Raw genomic sequence first — 22,991 nt, forward strand, 5'->3', positions numbered from 1 at the left:
ACGATGTGATTCATGAAGTGCGGCCAACCCGTTGAAAATTGATTCGTTTCGACTCGGAACGAATCGCGTCCGTAACGATTGAGTCGCGAATCAGTGAGTCGGAGTACAGCGTCATGGCAGCCCACAGAGCGCAGTGGAAAGGCTTCATCAAATTCGGCGAGGTTTCGTGCGGGGTCGGTCTCTACACTGCGGCAAGCACGTCGGACCGCATTACGTTCAACACGATCAACAAAGCGACCGGAAACCGGGTAAATCGCGTTTTCGTGGATAGTGAGACAGATGAAGCCGTGTCGCGCGAAGCCCAGACCAAGGGCTTCGAGATCGAGAACGGCCAATACATCATCATCGATCCAGAAGAAGTCGCCTCGACAATACCCGAGAGCAACAAGACGCTTGAGATCGAGACCTTCATCCCCTGCTCCCAGATCGACGATGTCTATTTCGACAAGCCGTATTACTTGGTCCCAACCGACGGGGTGTCAGGTGACGCCTTCGCCGCCCTGCGTGACGGCATGCAGAAATCTAAGGTCGCGGCCATCGCTCGCACGGTCCTCTTTCGTCGGGTACGCAGCGTGCTGATCCGCCCCCACGGTAAGGGGCTGATCGCCACGACCCTGAACTACGACTACGAAGTCCGGTCATCTGAGAAGGCATTCGAGGAAATCCCCAAGCTCCGTATCAAGGGCGAGATGCTCGAACTCGCCAAGCATATCATCGCCACCAAAAAGGGGTCTTTCGATCCAGCCGAGTTTGACGATCGCTACGAGGCCGCGCTCGCCGACCTGGTGAAGGCAAAGATCGAAGGCAAGTCGCTGCCCAAGCGCAAGGAGGTCAAGGTATCCAAGCCGAACGACCTGCTCGCGGCTCTTCGTGAAAGCGCCGGCATGATGGCAACCGCTGCTAAACCAAAACGCATTGCCGCCAATGCCAATACTGGCACGGTAAGGCAGCGCGCCGCGCGCGGAGCGGCTGGAAAGGCCGCCTCCTCGAAGGCTGCTCCGCAGCGCAAAGCGGGTTGAGGAGATAGACAATGCCGAGACCATACTGGAAAGGCTATCTCAAGCTGTCACTCGTCACCTGCCCCGTGGCGATGGCTCCTGCGACGAGCGAGAGCGAAAAGGTCCGTTTTCACACACTGAACAAGGAAACCGGCAACCGCGTCGTCTCCCAGTACTTCGACTCCGTCACGGGCAAGCCCGTGACGGACGATAACGAGGCAAAGGGCTATGCCCGCGGCGAGAACGACTACATCATCCTGACCGATGACGATCTGGATGCCGTGGCGCTGGACACGGTCAAGACCATCGACATCGACAAGTTCGTCCCCCGTGACAGCATCGAGTGGGTATATCTGGAGAAGCCCCACTACCTGACGCCGGACGATCCGGTCGGCCACGAGGCTTTCGCTGTCATCCGTGATGCCATGGCCGCGGATAACGTTCTCGGCGTGTCACGCTTGGTGATCGGTCGGCGCGAGCGTGCAGTTGTTTTGGAACCACGTGGAGAAGGCATTGTCCTCTGGACGTTGCGGTTCGGCGACGAGGTACGGCCCGAGGAAAGCTATTTTGACGACATTCACGACAAAGCCGACCCCGACCTCGTGCCGCTCGTGCAGCAGCTGATCAAGCAGAACACCTCGAAATGGTCGCCGACGATGGTCTCAGACCCGATTCAGGAAAGTCTGCTCAAGATCATCGCCGAGAAGAAGAAGGCACTGAAGCCGCCGAAAAAGACCGGCGCGAAATCGGAAAAAGCTGCGGCTTCGAACGTCGTCAATATCATGGATGCGCTGAGGAAGAGCGTCGAAGCCGATCTCAAGGGGCGTAAGAAGGCCGGGTGAATGGTACCTGGTCGGCGGGTTCCATGCTATGACGTCGCCATGGAAAAGAGCGATCGCGAAAACCCCAAAGCGTCATCCCCGCCGAAATCGGTCGGGGGCAACTCGCTTGGCGCGGCGCTAGACAAGATCGGGTTCGTGCCGGCGGCCAAACGCCTGGTTATTCGGACTTCACCCCGTTCTGCTCGACCTCATATCAATCGATCCCCGAAAGCCTGATCCGTTTGGCGTCGAGTGTTGCTCTCTCGCTATAGCGCATCGACCCGCAACCGATAGGTTGAGTGCACCTGGGGGTACGATATGGCAAAGACCGACTGGCCGAGAGAGCCTATAACCGCGGACACGATGCAGGTACTCGACCGCATCCTCTCCGAGTGGTGCGCGGAGCATTCTTGCGATAAAAGCAGTGACGAAGGTCAGGTCACAGCGAGGATGCTGGTCGATTGGTTCGAGTTCGGTATCCACGACGAGCAGGAGCTGGCGCGCCTTTTGCGCGACAAGGCGATGATGGACCTCAAGACACCCGAGAAGCCCTGACCGTGAAAGCAGACCTTCTTTCTTTGGTTCTAGTGATCGCCGCAACGCTGGCTGGCTTTCCGGCGCATGCGCAGTCCCCGCAGCTCGATGTCATGCTGGACAGGATCGCCGGCACGCTGGACGTATCGAGCATGCCATATATGAAGGAAGGCAAGCTGTCGGGCTGCCAACTCGTATTCGATGCCATGGTCCGCGACTACTCCTATAGGCAAGGGCGTTTCATCAAGGTGTCCGGCGCGATCGGGGTAATGCACAGTGGCGGCCCGGAAACTCCAATCGGAACCATAGTGAAAGTTGTGGTCAGCGAGATCGCCGAGGCGAACGGTAGTCTCGCTTCGACCCCGTCTCCCCCTACCCGCGCCTACCTGATTGGTCCTGATTACACCACCAATCTGGACAGCCTTGTCAGTGCGGCTCAGTCGGACGTTCCAGGAGGTCTGTTTTCGATCTTCCAGATCAATCCAACGCTGGCGATGGTTATCGGATCGATGAAGACGCGCAAGATTACGGTAGCCTTCAACCAGATGGGTGGCAGCTCCGACATCAGGCTCCCTCTCGATCTCGATGTCGTCGCCACCGACGAAAACGGACAGCGCCAACGAAGCGAGCAGATCGTAGAGGATTTTGCCGGCTGCCTGGGAGCAATCGGCAAGCAGCTCTCAAAGTAGCAGGACTGACAAAGGTTTACGGACGGCTCGTAAACCTATGCCGAAGGACCTTGACTCAATTGGGGTAGTGTCTGCATCGACAGGTTGGGTGTCGGCTCGAAATCATGATCGGTTTTCAAAGCCAAAAGCCGAACTTCCTCATCTACGATGCACTTTTTGCCTTGAGCCATCCTGACAAGAGTGGAGGCAACGCTTGGAAGGCGAACAAACCTTAGCGCGTCGTGCGACGTCAGGACACCGTTTACAGTGCGGGGAGCCATGCTGATAAGATCGAATAGGCCTCCATCGTGCACAATGCTGTTCATCACCCCGGTTTCCCGCAAACTCGCTTGAAATGATCCGAACTCCGCGTCGAGGTCGAGATCAGAGCATTTAACGAGGATAACGCCATCGCGTACATCGATCCGGGTATAGTCCCCCAGGTCGAAACTCGGGTCGTAGAGGCCCTGCATGCGCTTTGACGCAAGAAGGTCACCGCTATCGAGACGTTGCTGGATGATCGCCTCCGCCTCCCAAGCCGATATACCGTGTTCTGGCGCAATCTCGTCAGCGAAAATTGGGATGTAAAGCTCCAGGAGATCGCAGAGTGTGACGATATCGCCGTCGCACACCTTCTTCACTCCTACGATCTGCGCGAAAATGCGGCGGATTTCCTCACAGTGGGTTTCGTCGCTGATGCGATCTAGGCGATCGTGAAACGCTGTAAGCAGATCATGGGCGTCAATTTCACCAGGATGAGATCGGACCGCGCCACGACCGAAATCGTGATGGTGCTTGCCTCTATTCCATGAAATCCATTCCGCTTCACCGATTGACATACCGCGTACCCAGCCGAGCACGGCCTCGGCGATGGGTTCAAGAAACCGCTGTGCGCCTTCCAATACCGTTTCGGCGGCGAATTCCCGGTAGATAGGTGCGGTGAAAGTTAGTTGGTTGGTCATCCCGTCATTCCCCTTGTTGTCATTGGTTTGTCTCTAAATTACTGGTGAGGGCAGCGGACAAATTCGTCCACTCGGTCGCCCAAGAACATCTGCTTGATGAGCTGGCCGTTGGATTCTGCATGGGCACGGGCAAAGTTGGGCAGTTCCGCCTTGGCACGCGTGACGTCGTCGAGGTCAATGTGCTTTTCCCGCTCGTCCATATCGACGCGGATAACGTTCGGCTTGCCGACGAGCAGAAAGGCTTGGCCGAGGGCGTTTTTGGACTGCGCGCGCGCCGCCAACCGAAACAGCAGCGGCACCTGCGTGGAGACACCCCAGTCGATTTTGCCGCCTGACAAGTGGCGTTTCGCAAGCTCAACCGTCTCGTCGCCAGTGCCTATAGACAGAATGCGAATATTTTCGCGGGGGACGTCATAGCAGGCAAGAACATCGACGAGCGCCTCCATAATCGGATTGTTCGCCCAGATGCCGCCGTCGAGCATCTGGTAGCCATGGTTTTCCACGGCGGCGAAATACGAGGGTGCGGCCGCTGTATGCTGGGCGATGTCCACGAGCGCTTTGTGCCGGTCCTTCTGGTAGTCGGGATGATGCGGGGTCTTGTAAAGGAAAGGCTCACCGTACTCACCTTCGAACGACGGAATGACGACCCGCGTTTTCGCGCCGTCGAGAACATCCTGACCGAAGACCCGGAGAAGCTCGCTTTGCAATGTCGCGCGCTCGTATTTTGAAGACCGCATCGAGCGCCACCACTTCAACCATCGCGTCATCTTCCGTGGCTTCGGAAAGATGAACTCGCCGCGCTCGTCGTAGATTGCCGAGATTTCTTTTGCCGTTTTGCCGTGAGCAAGGCCGAGGGCGATGATGCCACCCGTTGACGTGCCGGCCACCAGGTCGAAATAGCTCGCGATCGAAGCCCCGCCAAGATACCTGCGCTCGATCTCGGCGAGGTATGCCGCCGGAAAAAGGCCTCGGATGCCACCACCATCAATCGTGAGGATGCGAAACAGACGACCCTTCGGCCACGGCAGCTTCACACGAGTATGCTCGATCGTTCCATCGGAACGTCTGGGGGGAATGTAGTTCATTGCGCCTGCTCCAAATTGAAGGACATTCCGATTGCTTCGGTCACGTGGTTACCGCCACCGTGCCAGACACCCGTCAGCAGCCAGTCCTCGTAACAAACCAGCCAGTCCAGGGTCCAAGGAACAATCTTTTTCGAGATCGACATCCAGCCCGTCCACTCAGCCCGCCGAGGATCAAATAGGCAAAGATACGGATCGGTATCTCGATGATAGACGTGCGGCAGGCTGCCTTCGGAATTACCCGGAAGCCTTGTCAATTTGGGCGACACCACACGCACCATCGGACCTGTGATCACCCTATCCATCGAATATGCGATCTCGATCAGGTAGCTGTTGATTCCAGGTCGGACGTTGCCACGCCAAACGACGCGCTGGCGTTTGGGTTCGAAGAGTACGGTGCGAAATTTCGGCCAGTCCTGTCGAAGCTCAGCGTCCTGCTCGCGGATGGTCAATGGAAGGACCCCGCTCATGGCTTGTCACCGAAGAAGGTATGGGATGACGGCTTGATGATTGAAGATGTCTTCGCCATCGCCGGCGTGGCGAGCGCCGAACCCCCTGCCAGCAGCCCGCCCGCTGACGTGTAGCGCTGTGTCGAGGTCTTAATTGCCGCACCGTTCGTCTTGGCGATGCGATCGATGACCGATGTCACAACGCGGTCGCCAAATGTGTTTCGAAGCCATTCCGGCATCTGGTTGAGATCAGCCTTGTGAGCACGCAAAAGCTCAAGCTCGCCAACAAGTTCACGAAGATCGCTCGCAAACAGATTCTGCTGTTGAACGCTCTCTGGCCAACGGTCCGTAAAAACGTCATCGCTATACTCAGGATTCGTCATATGGAGTTTGAGACCCCTCGCACTAGCGAACGCGATGTCCACGACCATGGAATTGCAGAGGCCGATCAAGGCATCGGTCAGCTTCTGACCAGGACGCGAGGTCTTCGCTGCATAGTACGCGAGCATCACCGATGGTGGCATGCGGCCGGTTCGGCGTGGGTCGTCGTATCGGATGTTGCGGTAGCGCTTGACCAGTTGCAGAGCAAGTGTCGCCATGCTCTTCACGCCAAAATGGGTTTGGTCGGGAACGTTGTCCACGTCTGCGTCCGCCGCGAAGCCCATGGTCTCCTGCCAGCGCTTCTGAAAGGCATCGCGGACGACGGTCTCGTTCGGCGTATTCCGCTTGTACCATTCCACAAACGCATAGGCGTTGGTCGGGACGCGACAATCCTCGCTAGAGGCATTCGGACCCTTAGCATGCATGATGTGGCTTTGGCGATCAGGGTATCCATAGTCCCGGATCACAGGGCTGATGTCGAGATGCATGTTGTCGGCATAGTGCAGAGTGATGCAGCGGGTTTGCCGAGTAACCTTGAGGCCGTGGCAATCCACGAGCCCGCGTTCCAGAGTCAGAAGGACATCAAGCGGAGACATAGTCCGGAAACGCCCGCCCACCTGGGCGATAATGTCGATGTCGTACTCGTCGTCGGTGCCGCGCGTCGAGATCGTGGCGTCGATCGCCATTGAACCCTGCGGGTAGAAATGTTCGATGTCGCCGTAGAACGAAGCCGTCGCTTCGAGGTGCTTGCGGACCGCTTCGTAGCGACCAACGGCCTTCGCGTGCAACGAGGGGGGAAGTTGGATCGAGACCGCAATCTCAGCGAGGATGCGATCGGCAGGATCAAGGAACGGGTCGATACCCATCGGAATATTCATGTTCATGCAGGTTACCTTTCAAGGGTGGTTTCAGGATCGTCTTCATGGTTGCTTTCGTCATTACGGCTCCCTCCAGGTTCGCGCGCCTTTTACTAAAAGTCTCGCTACTCCGAACAAGATGGGCGTATTGCGTTTCGCTGTCAAGGGGGCTAAAGTTCTCCTACTCCGAACAAAAACAAAAAAGTGGAAAACCCCATGGCCACGGTAAATTTTGGAAGCCGCATCAAAGAGTTAAGAACCCAAAAAGGCATGACGCTCGATCAGTTGGCGGCGGCTACCGGCTCGTCCAAGAGCTATATCTGGGAACTTGAGAACAAAAACCCGCCCCGACCGTCCGCTGAAAAGCTTGCTGAGATCGCGAGCGTTCTAGGCGTTACCACCGACTACCTTATCGGCCGCGAAGCAGTCACGCTGGAAGACGCCAAGGACAAAGCGTTCTTCCGCGAGTACAGCAATATGCCCGAAGAAACCCGCGACCAGCTACGGCAATTCGCCAAAATTCTGAGCGGGAAAACGTCGGAATGATCAAGTCGCCCCGCGCGGTCGCCAACAACATCACGCTCATGCTCAATCAGGTGCTCGGAGCGAACAGGTTCGACCGCGGGCCGGTAAACGTCGAACAGCTTGCTCTGGAATATACGCGGAGCATCTCCCCGGACAGTTACATCGAGCGTGTTGAAGGCTACGACCTTGTTGGTTTCGAAGGCGCGCTCGTGCCCGGAGAGACCTTGCCGCGCAGGTGGGGCATCATGTTCGACAAGAAGCAGAACCCTGGCCGGCGTGCGTATACCATTGGACACGAACTGGGGCACTTCATGCTCCACCGCCAGCTAGTTGACGACGAGCCAGATTTCAACGGTGGCTTCCGTTGCTCCAAGGAGGCGGTGGAACTCGGTGTCGGACGTGACATCGAGAAGGAGGCGAATGACTTCGCAGCAAACTTACTGATGCCCTTTGACGACTTTCGCCGGACGATCCCGTCCGACGAACTGGCCGACCTCCAGCGAATTAGCGACGCGGCGACTAGGTATGGCGTCTCCCTGACGGCGGCGGCCCTACGCTGGCTCGACTACACCAACACTCGAGCAATCCTGATTTCCTCCAACGACGGTTTCGCCAAATGGGCGAAGCCAAGCGCCGCAGCGCTGAAGTCGGGCCGCTACATACGGACGAAGGCGGAAACATTTGAGATGCCTTCGCAATCGCTTGCAGTCAGCGACGTCCAGCCAGAAGAAGCCCTTGCGGGCGTTCGACAGCGCGCCGGTGTTTGGTTCCCAGAGCCTGTAGTCGAAATGTGCATGAAGACCGACAAGTACGGATTCGAGCTGACCCTTCTGCATTTTGAAGGAAGAGCGGCAGCCTATCAGGCTGAGGACGACGAACTTGGAGATACATACGCTCGCTTCTTCGAGGCCAATTAAGAAAACACGTACGAAAGCGGCCTATGACCCGTAGGTCATAGGCCAGTCACAGTGATTGCGTGCACGTAGGCCTCTTTTGACACGCCCGAAGCGGCAGACGGGAGATCGGTTGCGCTCGAGCGCCGCCGACCGTGCATCATGGCGAGGTGCCATGCTTCGAACAGGTGATCAACCTCGTCCTCAGCAATGAGAACATATGAAGAACACATGACCATGTCAACGAGATTTGTTGAATGATTTCCGGAGGATGAAAAGACCTGGCGTCCACTATTCCTGTCTCGGCCGTCGAGGGAGGAATGACCCATCAATACGGAGGTCGTCGGGTGACGAGAATTCTGGCCTGTTCCGATATCCACAACAACGTCAAAGCTGTCCAGCAGCTGCGGGCTCGAGAAGCGAACGACTTCGACGCCGTGATCGTGGCGGGCGATATCGGAAGCGAAAAGACCGGCGAGATTTTCGAAGTGTTCCAGACGTTCGATTGCCCGGTTCTCTATGTCTTCGGAAACTGGGATCGCCGCCTCGGATATCGAGAGAGCTTTGGCGAGCGCTGCCATCACATACATCTGTCGCCATACCCGGTTGGCGACCTCAGCATTGTCGGCGAAACGATCGACGGCCTCGATCCTGATTGGGATGGCGTTGATCGGGGAGATGACCCCGGAGCCATCGCCGCCGCCCGACAGCTCCATTTTGACCGCCAGCGTGCCAAGCTGTCAGCCATCGTCGCCGCCCACCGACCAGAGAGGGCAATCGTCGTAAGCCACTATAGGCTGACCAGGACACAGACATTCCTTCCGGGTGTCCCGCTCTGCCTGTTCGGTCATATCCATCGTTTCGAGGATGTCACTTATCGGGGGCAGCGGTTCGTAAACGTCAGCGCTCTCGACAAGAAAGTTATGGTTGAAAAGAAAGGGCAGCGCGCCACGCCTGGCGACTACCGGTATCTGAACGACGGAAGCTATGTCGTCATCACACACACCGAGCGTGAAGGGTTCGTAGTCGAACCCCGGCGCTTTGATCCCGAGTTCTCAGGCTGGGAACGGATCGACGGCATATTTCATTCTTCGGCGACCGAGGTAGAGTGAGCCGACATCGAAGAGCCGCCGCGTGCGTTCCCAGAAAACGAGGCACAATGGCTGCGAAACTTTCGATCCGACTGTTCGACACGTTCGCCAAGAGGCTTGCCTTTAAGGTTTCAACACCTGGCGTTCGATCGCCGATGCCGTCGCGCAACTTCTGGTCCAATGCTGATGTCGCTCGTCCGGGCTAACGATTCGGCTATCCGAAGGGCGGGCTAGGCCAGAAATACGGCTAAACCAACAGTGAGGTGTTTCACTGAGGAGTCGCTAATTGGCGAGTGCGGGATTCGACCAATTCGATTCGACCTTCCTCGAATTCGAACATTCACCGATGATTACGCGACGAGCGCAGCCGCGATCAAGTAAAGGGCTCCAATTGGGGCGGCCGGGTTAAGGTTAAAATAGATTAAACGGACACATCCAATTTGCTGATATGCATTATATTTAACCATTGGTAAGCTCCTGCTAGACACTTCAGGAGCCGGGGCCCTCCATTGGAATATACTGACGCTATTGGCAAGTTCTATGAAGCGGCTGCCAACCCGGATATGTGGTCCGAGGCGCTCGAAACGTTGTCCGCTGCCGTCGGTTGTCGCGGCGCATTGTTGACAACGCCGGTCTTTGTGCCTGGCGGATTGGTGCACACCAGTAGCTTGCGGGAGGCCGTCGAGCAGTTCTTCGAACAGGGCTGGTACAAGAGCGATCTTCGCAATTCTGCCGTCAAACCGCATCACTGGCGCAATGGCTTCTTCAGTGACCACTCCTTATTCACCGATGCCGAGATGGCAAAGAGCGACTACTACGAGGACTTTGCCCGTACCGCCGACGTGCCGTGGTTTGCAGCAGGTCGTTTGATGGGCGAGTTAACCAGTGACGCTATCTCAATCTCGTTACAGCGAAACGCAAGCGAGGGAGCATTCGGACTTACGGAAATCTCAGGGCTGAATAGGCTTCTACCGCGCCTGCAGCCCAGTATGGTCTTGGCAAGTCGACTGGCAGACATGAAGGGCAAGGCGTTGATGGAGGGATTGCAGCTCGCGCGGCAGCCATCCGTCCTCCTCAGGCCGAATGGAATTGTCGCCTATATCAACCCTGCCGCCGAGGCGCTCTTGGGTGGACGCCTATCGCTCCGGCGACAGAAGCTGATTGCGACCCACCTGTCGGACAATAAGCGACTGCAGACATTGATCGATGAGGCCTGCGCTGCCGCGAGCAGCTTCACAAGCGCGATGCCGCAGCTCCGCCCTTTCATCCTGTCAAATGCCGACCAGGAGGGTCGCCTGATGGTAACGGCGGCACCGTTGCGTCGAACGGCCTCGGACGTTGTCGCGTTCACGGGGGCGATCCTGATGTTCAGCGATCTCGACTCCCAGGTGAGGCTACCCGTCGACGTTCTCCAGTCGGCATTCGATCTGACCAACCGAGAAGCATCTGTGATGACCCTCCTTGGTGAAGAGCAGACGGTTCAAGAGATCGGGGCGACTCTCGGCATTGCCAACGAGACCGTGCGGCATCATGTAAAGACGATTTTCACCAAGACTGGCTGCAGCAGGCAGAGCGAAGTTGTAGCGCTATGCTTCCGAATTCATAACGTCGTGAGGTAGGTCCGCGCGTTACCGTGCTGCCGGTGTCCTTGAAACCCTAGCTCGCCGTGATGTGCACGCTCGATAGCTCTGCCTACAGGCACTAGCGACCTCGTAAAACAGCCTTGGGTCTGAACTGACCCATTTGGGTGAAGCGCCAACCCATTGAGTTGCCTTACATCTCTCACGTGTCAGTAAAGCCAAGGGGTTGGGCAATGAGATTTTCCGCACTGGTAATCGCCGCTATAGCAATTCTTTCGGCATCCGCCTCGTTTGCGGGTGATCTCGACGGGACATGGACGGGCAAATGGGGCGACAAGGCCTCTGCAAAAGTCAGCGTCTCCGGAGACAAGGTGACGTCTTACTACTACCAAGGAAGCCCTCAAAAGATCGGCTCCACGAAAGCCTCCAAGACCGGCGTCTCGTTTGGGTCGGGATATACCGTGAAGGTCACTCTCACCGGCAAAAACACCGCCCACGCTTCATACCGCTCCGACAGGGGATCGGCTGAGGCAGAACTCGTCCGGAAGTGATCGCTAGATAGTCAACGACGCCCGAGGTGAACAGCTTCGGGTGTTGCTTGACTTTCACAGCCAAACACTTCGCCCGACGTGTTGAAAGGAACCTCCGTGGACGATCTATCTGTGACAGCGCTGTCTCCAGCATCTGAAAATCTAGAAGCAGAACTCGCGGGAGCAAACCGCCAGATTGGTTTGGTGCGCAAGCAGTGCCTCGAAATGGGAGTGCGCGATATAGCGTCTGTTGCCGCCGCGTACCACGAATTGAAGCAGCAGCAGACAGCCTCCAAGGTCTGGTGCTATGACAATTTCACCGTCGCAGGCAGCAACTCATCCGGGATCGTCAAAAGCGATGTTCACTCCGATGAACGAGAGTGCATCGTGTGGCCAATCAACCACTACCTTGGTCTCAATCGCCACTCGAAAGTCATAGAGGCCGCCATCGAAGCGGTTAGAGAATTCGGCACCGGTTGCGGAACGTCCGCAATGAGCGGCGGGCACAATCGTCTTCACAAGGAACTTGAGAAAAAACTCGCGGTTTGGCTTGGCAAAGAAAGTGCCTTGCTCTTCCCTACAGGCTACAGCGCGAACGTCGGCGCAATATCGGGCCTTGCAAAGGGGCCGTCCTGTTTTGTGCTGTTTGATCGCGAATGTCACGCATCGATTATTGATGGCATCAAGCTCTCCGGTGCCAAGTACCTGCCCTTCCGACATAACGACGCCCGCGACCTCGCTCGAAAGCTCGAAAAACACGCGGCAGGCTTCGAGAACATCTTGGTCATTGTTGAGTCCGTGTACTCAATGTCCGGTGAGGAAGCGTGCCTGCAAGAAATCTGCGACCTCAAGAGCCACCACAATTTTTTGCTTTTCGTCGACGAGGCGCACTCCTTCGGTCTTTACGAAGAACGAACGCTCTGCTCGAAGCTCGGCTTATCTGATCAGGTCGATTTTGTGATGACAACATTGTCGAAGAGCACCGCATCAATCGGCGGCGTCGTGGCTTGCAACCACGCCTTTAAAACCATGTTGCAAGTCGAGGCGAACGCCTACCTTTTCCAAGCTGCAATCCCTCCCGCTGACGCCGCCGCGATCCTAGCCGCCATGGATGTCATAGAGAGCAGACCGGACCTTCTAATGTCGCTATGGGGTAAAGTCGACTACATGCGCCGTCGGCTTCGCAATCTTGGGTTTGATGTCGGAAATGGTACGAGCCCGATTATTCCCGTATTTGTTCGTGATTCCGATACACTCCTGAAGCTTGGCCAGGATATGTTTGAAAACGGCATTTTTACCACTGCCGTGGCCTACCCAGTAGTGAAGCATTCAGAGGTCCGCTTCCGGTTTATTCTGAATGAATCGCATTCCTTCGAACAAATAGACCACACGATTGATGTCCTGCATCGCCTCGGTCAAAGTTACGGGCTGATAGGGTAGGTAAATGCATAAAAATTCGGACTCTGGCGAACAAAATGAGACGCCGCTACGCGATTCGTCGGACGGCATGTTCAATTCCTCGGCGACCGAGGAAGGGTAGGCCCACAGCGAGGAGCGTCGCTAACGCGCTCTAGAAAACGGGGTGCGATGGCTGCCAGTTTATCTATCGGATTGTTAGACACCTTCGCGGAGACGCTTGCCGTAAAGGTTTCGACACCCGGCGTTCGACCCGTCGATGCAGTCGAGCAACTTCTGACTGAGACCTTCATCCAAAACCTCACGACCTCGCCGGACCTGCAGCTGCTCGAGGCTCCCGCCATCAAGCTTCACGCGATGTACTACGCTGATCGCGGCGCAACACTCGCGCGCCTCGCAATTGATGGATATGCGACGTGGCACGTTGAGTTGGCATTCTCGACCGCGCTCGAGAATGCGCTGGATGATTTGAACGTCGTTGCTGTCGGCCTTGAGCTGAGGCCGATAAGCTATGGGTTCGAAAGCCGAGCCCATCGTTTTTCGACCAAGAGGCTCAAGAGTCAGGCCAACCACGTTATCCGGCTGAACCACGTCGTCATCCCGCCGGCTGTCTTCGCTAACACGCTTCACTGCTTGGGCGCGATGCCGGCATTGGAGCAGCCTTACGTCGCCAATCCACGGCCAGGGCCTCGGTCGCAGGGCTACAGTCACGGCATCCAAGGCTTCGAATTCGTTTCGTTCGATCACGTCGCCCCCGGGGACAGGCACTTGTGTTCATGCGCTCGACCGGCCATCGAGAAGATGACGGCCGCGGCGCGCGGGATGGCCGGGACATACAGCGTAGTTCGTGGCCGCATCAGCTGATCCGACTGCAATCGAACGTTCCCTTTAAGGATGCCTGTCCCGTATGGACCCTGCATACGTGCCTTGGAATTTTGCGGAGGCGATCATGGGTTCGGACTGGGACAGCTGACCTCGTTACACACAGCGCCACTAAGGCGATGGGCCGGGTCGAGTACCTATCTCCACCCGCCTGATCGCGTGAACTTTTGACTTCAGGCTCTCCGGTGCGTTACCTTTTTCAGCAGCTCCGCCTAAGGCTGGCCTCCCAGGCGCAGTTGGCCTGTTAGGTGTCGGAGACTGCCTTCACGTGCGGTGGGGGAAGCTCAAGGAGATAAGCAATGTCCATTCCTGCCGATGATGTTTTCGCTGAGACGATGTCAGCCGATATGATCGAGGCGTCCGACCGTCGGACCCAGGAACTGAACGAGGACTACGAAGCTTTTCAGAAAAACAGAGAAAACACGAAGCGCTCGCGCAAATCGTAAATGCTTTTTGTTTGCCCGTTAGATGCCCGCCACCGCCGAGAGGCAGGCGGGCATCAAGGCGTTGGCTTCGGAAGTGAGGGGGCGATAGGAGGCAATAGGTATTGCGCTGCGACGAGCGCAGCGACTATAAAAACCATTGCAACCACAAGCGACCATTTGGCAAGGGCCAGTCGCTTCTGTTTGTATGCGAAGACTTTCTCCATGTATGTTTGAATGCCCTTAGCGTCTGTCGGATCGATAGATTCCGCTTTTGGCATCGCGGAAAACAGACAGACGAAAACGGTGAAGAGCAGTGGAGCCAATACGACGATCCGATAGGGTGTCGGTATCGGAATATTGTTCCATAGAGCGATCGCGCCTCCGAACAACGCTGTGCTGAGGGTGAGAAGCTGTGCTAGTGCCGCGTTGGCAGTTTTGATAAACTCCTTCGCATTCTCTTGTCCCCATTTCAAAAAGAACTCCGGATCAGCGGGTGGTTCAGTTCCAGTTTGAACGGAAAGCGTCTTGCCTTCGCCTTTGGTGGTTTTGCCTTCAGACATCAACCACCACAGAATTTGAGGCCTTGCATTTTTTGCATTCGATAGTCACTGAAGGCTTCACCCGCATATTCAACAGGCCGATGTCCTGTCCAACGGTGACATTGCCCTTCGCTGTCTGTTCCACCTTACATTTCCAGCAGATGAACCTGACCTCATATGGTTTCACTGGCATCGACCCATTCTCCCGGTGCTATATGACGTTGCGGCGTGCGATGACTGAAAGCAGGCTTATGTCGGCTCTGGATCAGAGCATGAGAACACCTGAACATACCTATCCAATCCTCTGAGCTTGTGAAACCCCAGGTCTACCAACTCACTCGAGCGTCCGACCATCTCGACCAAGTCGGCCGATAGCAGGATCGGGCGATTGATCGTTTTGGTCAGGCTTTCCAAACTTGAGGCGATATTTACCACCGGACCAATGACCGTGAAATCCAGCCGTTTGGCGGAGCCAATGTTACAATACATGACGTCCCCACATGCACGCCAATCTTCCGCTTCGAATAGGCTTCCAACGGAGTCGCTTTCGCTCTAATTCACCTAAAGCTGATACCCCACTTCAGATGCGAGCACTGTCGACTTCGATCTGGTATTTCATATCCATATGTCGGCTCGAGCACACGCGTGTTCTGGCGGGCAGTTACAGATTGAAGCGTCTGCGGCCAAAGAGGAAGCAATCATGATTTTCGCCAGGCGCGCGATGCAGCAAAGGCTGGATGGTCTGCGCAAGGTCATCGACAACCAGTCCGTCGATGACCTTGTTCATCGGCTAAACCTACTTGGGAAGGACCGAACCGCCGCCATGTGGGAGGTCGTAATCCTCCATGCACTGGCTGGATACGGAAGCTTAGCGCACGAGGTGCCTCTTTTCAACGGATCGCGGCCAGACGTCTTTTTCGACAATGGTGCCATCTCGTTTACCGCGGACATTACCTCTGTCTCCGACGAAGGTCTGGATGAGGAAAATCCCTTCTTCGAGTTGCTAACATTGCTGACGCGCGTTCAAAAGAAGCTTGGCCTCCCGAGCGGGGGGCTCGATATTCGGCCTTATCGAAAGGTTCTCCAATCCAACCGCGGAAAGCGTTCGGTGTTGAGACTACCTCACCGTAAGCGGCTGAATGAGTTCATCAGAGGCGAAATCGTGCCGCGGCTGGCTGCGCAGCTGCAAGCTGGAGGCTCGCCTCTAAGGGTAGTGGTTGACGACGAAACGGCCGGGCTTGAAATCATAATCGATCCGGCGGGCGGAGAATTTAATTCGGGTAGCTTTGCGGCCTACGGCACTCCGACCATCAAAGACGGAAATCCGCTGTACAAAGCACTGAAGGCCAAGGCTGCCCAGTTGCGAGAGGCAGGCGGGATCACGGGCGTCATCGCAGCCGATGGCGATTGTGCGGCTTTCGCGGACGACCGAATCGGTCGCGACACAGTCTCAATGGAAAAGATTGCAGAAGAGTTCTTGAGGCAATTTACCTCGGTGGACTTCGTCCTCCTCCTAGCGGTCCGCGAGGGCATTGGTGCACAGCCACCAGCCCACACGGTCGTGCGCCTCCACCCCAAGCTCGTGATGCGGGACGGTGATGAAAGGCGAGGCGCGCTTGCCTTGGTGTTCAAAAACGCTATCGCTGATTTTCCTGAACCTGTAAATTCATCGAGCAATGGCGCGCTCAGAGCTGCGGAAAAAGGCTTCGATCTAGGCTACCATGGGGATTATGAGATGGGCTCTGGGAAGATACGCGTCAGCGCAAGAGAGATGATGGAGGTTCTTGCTGGCATCCGAACCTTCGACGATGGCGGTGCTTTAAACGTCGAGGCAGTTCGGAAAGTACCTGGGCCGCAACACCCAATTACACGTGAGTTTCTCGCGGAACTCAGAGCCGGCCGACTGCCGGCCAAAGTTTCGGTGATCCATACCGGGGAAACTGGGAACGACGATTGGATCGAGTTCGAGTTTGGGGATAGGGACGCTGCGATCAGCAAGTTTCAATAATCGCAGCGCACGTCGTCATTTGAACACCACGTCAAGTAGCCGTTGATCACACCCTCTTGATCCGTCCCCGCTCGTCCCGCGCAGGCGGCCCCTTGGCGACGTAGCTCGCACGCTTCTTTTCGGCCAGCTCAGCAAGTGCGCCATCAATTGTTCTCGTCATGAGGAGCATCAGATCGAGGATGTCCTGGTCGTCGTCGGTGATTGCAAGCTTCAACGATTGCCGATCCCCACCCGCGGGAACAAGCAGGACATCGAGCATGTATTCGTCGAGATCGAAGCGGAAGACCGCCGAAAAGATACCGGCGCTCTGCCACACACGCTGTCCCTCCGCCGGGAGCCGATCCGGGAAGTAGACATAGGGGCAATGCTGCCGGCCGTGCGCGACGAGGCGCGTCCAAAAACCGTTGAGCCTGGCGTCGTGGAGGACGGTCGGGTCTTCGTCGATACCAAACACCCTCATGACATCGGCCTTGGCGACCACGCTTTCCAACCTCGGTCCATCGTGGTTGTGATCCGGGTAGACGGCAAGCTTGACCCCTGCGGCCATAAGGCTCTTGTGGATGATCATGGGATGAAGATCGAGTGTCCGCGAAAAGTCGGCGATCTTCGCGTGCATGCGACCGAATTCCACGACCTCTGCTCTTTCGAGAAGCACAAACCGCGGCATTCGCCTCACCTCCCCGAGCGTTCCCTTGTTGAGAAGTGCCCTAACAGTGACGTTTGAAAGATTGAGGATCGCTTGAGCTTCCTTCATGCTGACCAAGTCCGGCGATCTCCCGAAATCAGCCCGTTGCCGTGGCTTCTTCGTCTGGATCATGAGTCCCTTGAAGCCATGGACGCCCGTTCGCTTTTCCGAGATCGCGACCTTCCCCTTCAGGATGTCGACCGCCAGCTCGCCCACAGGCAGCCTTTCGCGTACTCGGTGTACATTGAAGGTGATCCCGTATTCCGGCGCGCCCTCGACGGGAAGTGCTTCGATCATGCGCAGGATATTGTCTACCCTGGCCTGATCGAAACGCGCGCCATTGCGCTGCCCCTTGTCGAGCCCTCTAAAAACTTTGAGGTGGCCGGCATGAACAAGATGGCGAAGGGCGTCACTTGGGAGCCCCAACTGCCGCTCTGTCTCGCTCGGGGTCATCAGCGAACTCGCGAAGCTTTGGATCGCCTCCGCATCTTCCCGTGACAGATTACGCTTCAGCCTGGCTGCGTGATAAACGCCGATTTCGCGGGCGATCAATTTGACCCCGAGCACGTCCATGCCTAGCTTCGCCGCCATTACCTTTGGCGCGATGTACTCAACCTCGAAGCTCGCGTCCGTGATTGCCAACGATGGAGTGCGGTAAAAGGCGCGCGCCTCGTGGAGAGCCCTGCGAAGGACGGCGTTCAATTCCTCGTCACGGATCGCCCAGGCCTTGTTGACGATCCAACCGAACACGCATCCAAGTGACGTGCGGGTCTTGTAATGCGGATTGTTGTCGCCGATCCAACTCCTGAGGGCTTCGGCGATACCAACTTTCCCCAAGCAGACAGCCTTATACCCCGCCTCGGCGTCACCCGCTCGAATGTCTGGCACCGCAATGGAGCGGGAATTGGAAAGGAACTTGCCGATCGTCTCGCAGAAAGTGATGGCATCCCCAAGCATAGCTCCGTCGAGCAAGGGAACGGACAACAAGGGTCCGGCTCCCAACCTGCCAAGCACATAGTGTCCGAAACTGTTTTCGACCTTGGATCGCTCTTTAAACGCCCCGAGCGGCAGGCCGTGGCGGGACACGCGAAAATCCGTCCACGACCAAGGGACCTTGCCTCCTTCTCCATCAGCGTGGATGATTTCCATGCCATGCAGCGGGCACCAACGCATCGGCACGAGGTCCCACCAGGCACGATGATACGGCATCTCCGCAATGCAGGCGGAGCACCAGCGACGCGGATAATATGAGACTTGTGCACTCCAGACAGTTTGGCCGCCGATTTCGACGTATTCTCCGTTTACGATCGGTGTCGCCCCCCGGAGCGCGGTCTTCCACTCTTCCGGAAGCGGGTGATCTTCGATGATGGCAAGAGAGCGCGAGGGATCGATCCTTTCGTTTTCGATGCCGTTCCAGATGTTGAAGGTTCGTGTGGTGTCGATCCCGTGGGCTCGGACGAGGCGGAGGAAATATCCGTGGGCCGGCTCGGCGAGTTCGGGGCGGAAATCCCATCGCGTAAAGGCTCGCCGCCTCATTCTTTGCCATCCAAGCCTGCGAACGGAACGTAGTTCACGCCCTTCATCAGTCGGATTTCGGTGGCTTTGCGAAGATGTTGAGCCGAGATACTGCGTCTACCTTCGTCGATTGCCATATTGCCGGCTGAAATGATGATGTTCATGACTTTGCCAATCGATCCTTCGCTGACGTTGAGAAAGTCCTCCACGTATTCCTTTCGTCCCAAATTGGAGAGTTCGGCGAACGGCAATCTCTTGTCGACTTCGATCAGAAAGAACCGGAACCTGCCGCGATCATTTGGTGTATGGCGGTCGAAATCCCTGACCCGGAAACGCGGAAAGCCGCCCCTGTTCAAGATATCGGGCATGCCTTCGACCGCCGTTTCGACGCTATGCTTGCCGACGAGGAGAATGTTGCATGTGCGTTGGTCGGCAAGATGTTTGATCAACGAAATGAACGCCGTCTGTCGCCGCCCCGATGTCTCGAAAAGAACTTGGGCATCATCGATGATGAGAAGTTGGACGTTGGTCTGCTTCACGCGCTCGGTAGCCAAGGTGTTGAGTGCCGCGATCGACATTCGAGGGGCCGGTGTCCCCGTCTTGCCGAAAATTTGCCGGCCGAATTCAGAAGCGTCCCATTCAGCACGTGCTTCAAGATAGACGACAGGATGATCGAAGCCGAACTCTGTTTGGATAGGCGGGTTCTCGACGGCATGGGATAGGACAATGAAGGACTTGCCCGTCCGCGAAGAGCCGATGACGCCACCGATCCAGCCGATGCCGTGCGTGCCGCCCGCCACTGGAAGATGAAACTTGGCGACGTGGTCCTTGACGCGTTGGAATTGCGGATACGGAACAAGTAAGTCCCTGATCATCACCTGGCGCTCGCGTTTGTCCCTCAACGACACGGCCAGACGTTCTTCGGGAGTATTGTATTCGGTAGTGTGAAATTTCGGAAAGGGACTCATTCGGCGTCTCCTGAATATCTGTCGATAATGGATTGAATGTCGTCTGGGTCGTCGTACACGTCGTTTGCGATAGGACGCGTTTCGGTCTCGGGTGCGGATTTCCCCGTGCCCGTTGGTCTGCCTTTTCCCCTTTTGTGATGAGGATTTTCTTGGAGAAGCGGATCGGCAGGGACAAGCCTGCCCTCCTCATCGCGGAGGTGCGGGAATGCTGGGCTGTCATCGGTATTGTGCGTCGGGTCATTGGGAGACCGCGTCATCACCGGACGGGACTTGCGCGGATTGGCGTAGTCCATGCGCTCCGAACTTGCGGCCTCACTGTGCGCCACATTGACGACCTGACTACGACGCGTCCGCTTGCCCATGCCAGCGTAGAACTGGGCGAACGCTTCGCCGTCGCGCTGCCGTTTCCGAGAGATATACAGTTCTCGCAAGTCGTTGTGGTATTGCCCAAGCAATGGCTGCAGTTCGGAGACGTGCTTGAGGGGAGCCTTGGTCCTCCTCCGCCATTCGGCCAAGATTCTGCGGTGTTGCACGAGCGTGAGCTTGCTCGCATAGTCCCTGTCGGCGTTGATCGCGAACGCCTCGATTTTGATGCCGAGTTTCGGAACAACGACGTAAGCATGTCCGAGGTCGAAGCCGTCCCGGACGATCTTGTATTTGGTGGTCTCTACGCCCGTTTCACGCCAGTTGTTCTCCGGATCGGTACTCAAAGCCAAAAGGCTTTCGTGATGATAGGTGATGTGTTCGCACACGAAGCAACCGTTGCGGATGACAGCATAATGGACAAGTCCCTGACGCTCAGCGAGGATGTCAGTGTCAATTGGGCGGCGAAGTTTCGTTTCTTTGACAAGGCTGTTCCACAGGCGCAAAGGCGCATCTGGAAGTGTCCGCAAGAAGCCCAGTCCCTTGTGGTTCTGGCGGTGGTAATCATGAAGGAAGCCGTGGAGATACCCCTCCAGTTCATGCATGGTCAGCTTCGGCAAACCAAGCTGGTCTTCTTCGCTGCGCTCCTTGCGGCGGGTGGGATTAGAGAGGGTTGTTCCCGGCAGGGGGTGGACTGTGCTGCTCTGCATGAGTCCGAAGTGGCGTTCGACACCGCCCTTCATGTTGGGCTCGCCGGGTCGCATCGGCCGCAACTGAATGCCCAACTCTTCGCATAGCGAGACCATGTGTGCACTTACAAGATGCGGATCGCAGTCAACCACGATGACCAGAGGCCAGCCCCAGATGTGGTCGTTGGGAATGTTTGGGTACGCTGACAAATCCTTGGGCAAAATCGCGGTTTTCAGCAGATCGACGAAATTTTCGAACTTCGGTTTGCCGAAGAAAATCGTGAAGCCGAGGACGACGCCGGTCTTTCGGTCCCGCATCAAGCCGATCCATGGTCGCCCATAAATGAACTCGAATACGTTGTCGAAGACGACAACATCAAGCTGGGTGTAGTCCATCTCGACGACGTCGAGCGCAGCGTCCGGCAACATCTGCGGGAAGCGGATGCCGTGTTTGCGGGTGGCAATGTCAGGCCCGAGTGTCCATAGGTCACGCAAGAAGTGATCGACCGCCGCGCGCCGATACTGCCACGTACGCGGGCTAGGACGAACTAGGTTGCCATCTTGGTCGCACGCTTCGGCTCGTAGTGCCGCGTGTTCGGGCATGGCGAGATAATCGTGGAAGACCTTTTGAGCTTTCTGCCAACCGCCACCCTCCTCATAAGATTTCTGGACAGCGGCGGTCACCAGTTCCTCGAAGGCGATCGAGAACTTCTTGACCGTGTTGCCACGGGTGATGCCTGGAGCCAGAGCCAGAAGGCGGCTGAACGGATTATTCAGGTACGCGGCAAGATACTTTTTGAGCGTGGCATAGGTAGGAGCCCGCTTCTCTCCGACAGCCGCCGCATGCTTTTCAGCTGTTCGAAGGATAATCGGTTTGCTCGGGAGCGAAACACCGTCATCGCTTTCCCCAATAATCGCGATGGCGTAACCCATTGCACGCTTGGCAGCGGCGCGCCGAACATCGTCCAGCGCGATGTCGCTGTCGATCACCGCACCTGATCGCGCGTCCTCCGCCGGGACAAAGCGGCTCTGCTGCTCCAGCTGAGCGATCTGCCAGTTCGAGAGCGTCATAAGCCCTTGGCTGATGACGTTCTGGCAGGTGAAGCGCCCCCCGACACCATCGTGGTCGGCATACGATTCAACTTGAAAGTGGCCAATCTTGTTCTTCCGCGCATTCAGAATCTGGAAACGGCTGCGCGCGGGGAGAAGATACCCTTGGACAACAGGAGAATCTTTCGGATCGGGCGGGATATCGAGTTCGGAGGCACTCATTGCGACCGGCATGTTGGCGCGTTGGAGGAATGCGCCGTGCTTCTGGATGGACATTAGTCGTCACTCCACTTTTGGCGATGATTGATGATCGTCTCGTCCGAGAAACGGCGAGACGTATCGAGTTCGATCGAGCCGGTGAATGCGAGGCTCATCAGCGCCGAGAACACGGGGTCGACCTCGTCGAGTGGCGTTTCGAACGATCCTTGGGGCGTCGAGGTTCTCCAAATGGGCGTTCGAAACGACACCGCGGCACGAACCTGACCAATTTTGGCGGGCAGTTCGAGGACATCCAACGCGCGCCGGATAGCCGAGACATGCTCCGGATCATTGTCGCGGTGATGTCGCCAGATGAGGCGCAGGTTCCAGAGTCGAGGCTGGATATGGATGTCGCGTTCGTCGAACACCGTGTAGAGAATGCCGTAATCGTCCCACAGCGCCGTCTGCAACGCCTCAGTTCGCCGCTCGATTCCCGGTCGCTCCTTCTGAATGACATAAGGAATACAGTCCGCGTAGGTGATGACACCGTCCTCGTCGAGGATGCCCAGGGCCGGCGAGTGTTCCTTGACCTCGGAAAGGCCGTATCGGTCGTACGTCGGATAGATGACCTTTCGGGGATAGGCGGAAATCTTCGTGATCGCCGGATCGGTGTCGAAATGGATCATCAGATCGGCAGTCAGTGGATTACTGACGATGACATGACCGCCGGCTGCTTTCGCCGTCGGAAAGACGGTCGGGACCGTCTTGAACTTCGCACGCCACGGAACCTTGAAGACCGGGACATGGTCGGGGGCGAACCCGAGCTTTTCGGGAAGCAATTCCTTCTTCACAGGGATATTTCCTTAGAAAGGCGTCGCCAGC

The 22,991-nt window shown here is 56.8% G+C and carries 23 protein-coding genes and 1 pseudogene; 13 read left to right on the plus strand and 11 right to left on the minus strand.

All coding sequences use genetic code 11. From position 1 onward, the window contains the following. The first annotated feature begins 113 nt into the window (after positions 1-113). The 4 genes from GVL52_RS05720 (at position 114) to GVL52_RS05735 (ending at position 3,042) form a co-directional block, all read left to right on the plus strand. Positions 114-1,019 (plus strand): Ku protein, encoded by a 906-nt coding sequence (locus GVL52_RS05720; protein ID WP_160004928.1) that lies wholly within the window; start codon positions 114-116, stop codon positions 1,017-1,019. An 11-nt stretch (positions 1,020-1,030) separates the two neighbouring features. After that, positions 1,031-1,840, plus strand: coding sequence for a Ku protein (locus GVL52_RS05725; RefSeq protein ID WP_160004732.1), 810 nt, complete (start codon positions 1,031-1,033; stop codon positions 1,838-1,840). A gap of 297 nt (positions 1,841-2,137) precedes the next feature. After that, positions 2,138-2,374 carry a hypothetical protein gene (locus tag GVL52_RS05730; RefSeq protein ID WP_160004734.1) on the plus strand — a complete coding sequence of 79 codons (237 nt, stop codon included), beginning with the start codon at positions 2,138-2,140 and terminating at the stop codon, positions 2,372-2,374. Between the two features lie 2 nt (positions 2,375-2,376). After that, complete coding sequence (locus tag GVL52_RS05735; protein ID WP_160004736.1) at positions 2,377-3,042, plus strand: hypothetical protein; 666 nt, start codon at positions 2,377-2,379, stop codon at positions 3,040-3,042. 35 nt (positions 3,043-3,077) lie between these two features. Here the strand turns inward: GVL52_RS05735 and GVL52_RS05740 are convergent, their stop codons facing one another. The 4 genes from GVL52_RS05740 to GVL52_RS05755 are packed head-to-tail and all read right to left on the minus strand — an operon-like array spanning position 3,078 to position 6,779. Continuing rightward, positions 3,078-3,983, minus strand: coding sequence for a hypothetical protein (locus GVL52_RS05740; protein WP_160004738.1), 906 nt, complete (start codon positions 3,981-3,983; stop codon positions 3,078-3,080). A gap of 38 nt (positions 3,984-4,021) precedes the next feature. After that, positions 4,022-5,068 (minus strand): CBASS cGAMP-activated phospholipase, encoded by a 1,047-nt coding sequence (locus GVL52_RS05745; protein WP_160004740.1) that lies wholly within the window; start codon positions 5,066-5,068, stop codon positions 4,022-4,024. Beyond that, positions 5,065-5,535 carry a hypothetical protein gene (locus GVL52_RS05750; protein WP_160004741.1) on the minus strand — a complete coding sequence of 157 codons (471 nt, stop codon included), beginning with the start codon at positions 5,533-5,535 and terminating at the stop codon, positions 5,065-5,067. Before GVL52_RS05750 ends, GVL52_RS05745 begins: the two co-directional genes overlap by 4 nt. Continuing rightward, positions 5,532-6,779, minus strand: a complete 1,248-nt coding sequence (locus tag GVL52_RS05755) for a nucleotidyltransferase (protein WP_160004743.1) — start codon at positions 6,777-6,779, stop codon at positions 5,532-5,534. The genes GVL52_RS05750 and GVL52_RS05755 overlap by 4 nt, the downstream gene beginning before the upstream one ends. Positions 6,780-6,968: 189 nt before the next feature. On the opposite strand from GVL52_RS05755, the gene GVL52_RS05760 reads away from it, so the two are divergent. From GVL52_RS05760 to GVL52_RS05795, 8 genes are all read left to right on the plus strand, one after another. Then, entirely contained in the window at positions 6,969-7,298 is a 330-nt protein-coding gene (locus GVL52_RS05760) for a helix-turn-helix domain-containing protein (protein ID WP_130710763.1), read from the plus strand. Next, positions 7,295-8,194, plus strand: coding sequence for an ImmA/IrrE family metallo-endopeptidase (locus GVL52_RS05765; protein ID WP_160004745.1), 900 nt, complete (start codon positions 7,295-7,297; stop codon positions 8,192-8,194). Before GVL52_RS05760 ends, GVL52_RS05765 begins: the two co-directional genes overlap by 4 nt. A gap of 296 nt (positions 8,195-8,490) precedes the next feature. Continuing rightward, positions 8,491-9,282 (plus strand): metallophosphoesterase family protein, encoded by a 792-nt coding sequence (locus GVL52_RS05770; protein ID WP_160004747.1) that lies wholly within the window; start codon positions 8,491-8,493, stop codon positions 9,280-9,282. A gap of 488 nt (positions 9,283-9,770) precedes the next feature. Then, positions 9,771-10,880, plus strand: a complete 1,110-nt coding sequence (locus tag GVL52_RS05775; protein ID WP_160004749.1) for a helix-turn-helix transcriptional regulator — start codon at positions 9,771-9,773, stop codon at positions 10,878-10,880. Between the two features lie 194 nt (positions 10,881-11,074). Next, the gene (locus GVL52_RS05780) at positions 11,075-11,392 is read left to right on the plus strand and encodes a hypothetical protein (RefSeq protein WP_160004751.1); all 318 of its coding nucleotides are present in this window, start codon (positions 11,075-11,077) and stop codon (positions 11,390-11,392) included. Positions 11,393-11,488: 96 nt separating this feature from the next. After that, positions 11,489-12,811, plus strand: a complete 1,323-nt coding sequence (locus GVL52_RS05785; protein ID WP_244619097.1) for an aminotransferase class I/II-fold pyridoxal phosphate-dependent enzyme — start codon at positions 11,489-11,491, stop codon at positions 12,809-12,811. Between the two features lie 147 nt (positions 12,812-12,958). After that, positions 12,959-13,651, plus strand: coding sequence for a hypothetical protein (locus tag GVL52_RS05790; RefSeq protein ID WP_160004753.1), 693 nt, complete (start codon positions 12,959-12,961; stop codon positions 13,649-13,651). A gap of 317 nt (positions 13,652-13,968) precedes the next feature. Next, on the plus strand, positions 13,969-14,115 hold the full coding sequence (locus GVL52_RS05795; protein ID WP_160004755.1) for a hypothetical protein: 147 nt from the start codon (positions 13,969-13,971) through the stop codon (positions 14,113-14,115). Positions 14,116-14,168: 53 nt separating this feature from the next. Here the strand turns inward: GVL52_RS05795 and GVL52_RS05800 are convergent, their stop codons facing one another. The 3 genes and pseudogenes from GVL52_RS05800 to GVL52_RS05805 form a co-directional block, all read right to left on the minus strand. Continuing rightward, positions 14,169-14,654: a hypothetical protein gene (locus GVL52_RS05800; protein ID WP_160004757.1), complete on the minus strand. Its 486-nt coding sequence runs from the start codon at positions 14,652-14,654 to the stop codon at positions 14,169-14,171. Further along, positions 14,647-14,778: a hypothetical protein gene (locus GVL52_RS31150; protein ID WP_280179092.1), complete on the minus strand. Its 132-nt coding sequence runs from the start codon at positions 14,776-14,778 to the stop codon at positions 14,647-14,649. Before GVL52_RS31150 ends, GVL52_RS05800 begins: the two co-directional genes overlap by 8 nt. Positions 14,779-14,882: 104 nt before the next feature. Further along, positions 14,883-15,145, minus strand: a pseudogene (locus GVL52_RS05805) (adenylate/guanylate cyclase domain-containing protein); the annotation flags it as partial. A 188-nt stretch (positions 15,146-15,333) separates the two neighbouring features. Here GVL52_RS05805 and GVL52_RS05810 point away from each other — a divergent pair. Beyond that, positions 15,334-16,641, plus strand: a complete 1,308-nt coding sequence (locus tag GVL52_RS05810) for a hypothetical protein (RefSeq protein ID WP_160004760.1) — start codon at positions 15,334-15,336, stop codon at positions 16,639-16,641. A 46-nt stretch (positions 16,642-16,687) separates the two neighbouring features. Here the strand turns inward: GVL52_RS05810 and GVL52_RS05815 are convergent, their stop codons facing one another. Genes GVL52_RS05815 through GVL52_RS05830 form a run of 4 tightly spaced genes read right to left on the minus strand, consistent with a single transcriptional unit; the run spans position 16,688 to position 22,948 of the window. Next, positions 16,688-18,862: a TniQ family protein gene (locus GVL52_RS05815; protein ID WP_160004761.1), complete on the minus strand. Its 2,175-nt coding sequence runs from the start codon at positions 18,860-18,862 to the stop codon at positions 16,688-16,690. Continuing rightward, positions 18,859-19,809 carry a TniB family NTP-binding protein gene (locus GVL52_RS05820; protein ID WP_160004762.1) on the minus strand — a complete coding sequence of 317 codons (951 nt, stop codon included), beginning with the start codon at positions 19,807-19,809 and terminating at the stop codon, positions 18,859-18,861. The genes GVL52_RS05815 and GVL52_RS05820 overlap by 4 nt, the downstream gene beginning before the upstream one ends. Further along, on the minus strand, positions 19,806-22,187 hold the full coding sequence (locus tag GVL52_RS05825) for a DDE-type integrase/transposase/recombinase (RefSeq protein ID WP_160004763.1): 2,382 nt from the start codon (positions 22,185-22,187) through the stop codon (positions 19,806-19,808). Before GVL52_RS05825 ends, GVL52_RS05820 begins: the two co-directional genes overlap by 4 nt. Next, the gene (locus tag GVL52_RS05830) at positions 22,187-22,948 is read right to left on the minus strand and encodes a hypothetical protein (RefSeq protein WP_160004764.1); all 762 of its coding nucleotides are present in this window, start codon (positions 22,946-22,948) and stop codon (positions 22,187-22,189) included. The genes GVL52_RS05825 and GVL52_RS05830 overlap by 1 nt, the downstream gene beginning before the upstream one ends. Positions 22,949-22,991: the final 43 nt, after the last annotated feature.

Source organism: Rhizobium sp. 18055 (genome assembly GCF_902706285.1).
In the GTDB taxonomy this organism is placed as follows: Bacteria; Pseudomonadota; Alphaproteobacteria; order Rhizobiales; family Rhizobiaceae; genus Rhizobium.